At 41.0% G+C, this 2604-nt stretch carries 2 protein-coding genes and 2 pseudogenes; all 4 read right to left on the bottom strand.

Features of this window, described 5'->3' with window-relative positions:
- Positions 1-280: pseudogene (locus ACW12G_RS07495) on the bottom strand (DNA/RNA helicase domain-containing protein); the annotation flags it as partial.
- A 242-nt stretch (positions 281-522) separates the two neighbouring features.
- Positions 523-675 (bottom strand): annotated as a pseudogene (locus ACW12G_RS07490) (helix-turn-helix transcriptional regulator); the annotation flags it as partial.
- Positions 676-763: 88 nt separating this feature from the next.
- Positions 764-2155, bottom strand: coding sequence for a DUF2130 domain-containing protein (locus ACW12G_RS07485; protein WP_048700858.1), 1392 nt, complete (start codon positions 2153-2155; stop codon positions 764-766).
- 131 nt (positions 2156-2286) lie between these two features.
- Positions 2287-2604 (bottom strand): amino acid permease C-terminal domain-containing protein (locus tag ACW12G_RS07480; RefSeq protein WP_455647662.1); only part of this gene is annotated, 318 nt, incomplete at its 5' end.

Raw genomic sequence — 2604 nt, 5'->3', positions numbered from 1 at the left:
GACGTAGCCGCTCCCATATTTCAGGAAAAATGCCAGACCGATAGGCTTCTCGTTGATAAAAATCATTAGATAAACCATTGTTACGACCATTATAAATTTTTTCAAACTTGTCATCACCTAACAAGTAGTCCATAAACATTTGTTCAATTTCTAATGTCGCTGATTTATTGAATTTTGAATGCCCAATAATGTGTAATGATTCGTTGTGCTCGTCGGAAACAGCCTTAATCTCATTAAGCTTATCTTCCTGTGCACCCAAGTGTTCAATTGTTCGACGCACAATCGCACTCGCCTCGCCTCGCCTACATAAACTAGCTGTTTAGTCCGCTTGGTATGTTCATTTGTTCGTTTTCCGATCCCTAAATAAACTGTTGGATAGTTGGTTAAGGTCGTATTTTGAGCAGTCATTGCAAAATTTTTAATAGCGTCTTTCGAGTAATCAATCGTCTTGATCATTAAATTACCGCTATCAATAAAGCCAAATACGGATAATATTTCATGTGCATTAAAACCAAGAAACCCAAAATAATCGGCTAATAATTCATTAGGAATCGCACGCTTATTTTTCTCCCAATTTTGAACAGCCTGTCGTGTAACATTCAAAAATCGTGCGACGTCATCCTGTGTGTAACCTTTGTCTTCTCTTTTTTGCTTAATTAACTCATACAATTTCATAGCCTAATTATCTCAAAACAGGCCAAAACAAAAAGCAACAAACCGTTGCTTTTTACTGAATTCACTGGTCAATAAAATTTATCCTTCACTACTCCCCTAACAGCGCATCAAACTTCGCTTTCATGGTCGGATTATTTTTCGTCAACTTTTTGACACTGACATCCTCCAACTTGTTGTTCGCCAATCGAAGTTGGTTTTCTGATGTCGTGAGGGCTTTTTTAACGGCCTCCATCCGCGCAATTGACTTGTCAATTTCTTCAATTGCCTTCTTAAAGTTGTTTGAGGCACTTTGATAGTTTTTACCGAAAGCATTCTTGAAGTTCGTCAGATCACTTTCAAAATGCGTGATATCAATGTTTTGTTCACGGACTTGCGCGAGTTCCTGCTTGTACGCAACCGTGTTCAGAGCAGCATTACGCAACACCCCGATGAACTGAATAAAGAATTGCGGGCGAATAACATACATTTTCTCATAGTTTGGCACTTGTACAATACCGGTATTGTACAGGTCACTATCCGCTTCCAGCATTGATACCAACACGGCATACTCGGTCTTCTTTTCGCGGCGATCTTTATCTAACTCCTTGAAAAAGTCAGCATTCTTATGCTTAGTGGCCGTCGTATCGGCCTCGTTTTTCATATCAAACATGATGCTGATAAATTCCAAGCCATCTTGATAATCACGGAAAATAAAGTCACCCTTAGAGTTGGTTTCCGATAACGTATTATCCTTTTCAAAATAGGCATTAGGAAAGGCATAAGACCGAATCTTGCTAAACTCGGTCATTGCGTATTGTTCCAAACTTTCGCCAATTTCCTTGGTCGATTGCCGTGCCTTAAAATCCTTATAGAATTCAATTTGTTCTTGGGCGACTTTTAACTGCGCTTCAAATTGGTTCTGCACGTTCGTTAGTTCTAACTGTTGTTTTTGTTCTTTCAATTCCAACTGCGACGTCAATTCCGCCAGCTTCTTATCCTTCGTTGCCAATTCGGCTTGCACGGCTGCATCCTTTTTAACCAATGCGGTTTCCAATTCGGCTTGCCCTTGTTGCTTGGCTGCGTCGATTTTCGCCACTAATTGTGCGATTTCTGCGTCTTTTTTAGCTAGGGTGTCTTGGACAGCTAACTCCTTTTGCACGAGCTGAGACTGCAATTCTGCGGCGTTCTGCTGCATTAAATTGTCCAACTTGGTCTCTAACGCGACAATTTGTTGCGCCTTCTCGTTTAACTCAGCTTGCATAGTCTGTTTTTGCGCCTGCAAGTGATTTTCCAGCTCAACGGCAGCTTGCTTTTCTTGTTGTTTAAACCACTCTGTCCGTGCTTGCGTTAATTTATCTTCTAAAATGTCAGCAATTTTCCCGTTGACAATACTTGTATCAATATTTTGTTCATCCGTGAGATCAATCACATCCCCAGCATGGGCGTCTTGATCAAGGACGAGTTCGGTTTGCGATGCAATATGAAATTTAACTTTTGTCATGATGATCTACCTCTATCAAATGCACATCTCAATCGATGGGCTACTGCTTTCATTATAGCAAACCTGACGCTTGTTCCGAGTTGTCGGGTGTAACAAAAAAGCACCTGACAACTCAGGTGCTTTGCTTAATCTCATTTTTGATGCCGTTTCCGGTAGAAATAGAGTGGTAACCCAACTAATGTGGCTAGCACACCGCTCATGGCCAATTGGAACTGCGTCAACAATGTCATGACAATAATGAATACCCCACCCAAAATGGCAATAATTGGAATGACAGGGTAAAGTGGCACACGGTATGGTCGTGGCAAGTCCGGCTCATCGCGACGGAGCTTAATGACCGCCACTAGGACTAACGTGTAGAAAATCCAGATGACAAAGATTAACATATCCGTTAACATGTCAAAGCCACCGACAAACATTAAGGCAATTGACACAATCAATTCAAAGAT

This window comes from Leuconostoc sp., assembly GCF_965300815.1.
Note: the sequence above shows the minus strand (reverse complement) of the source record. Positions and strands in the feature narration are given on the sequence as shown.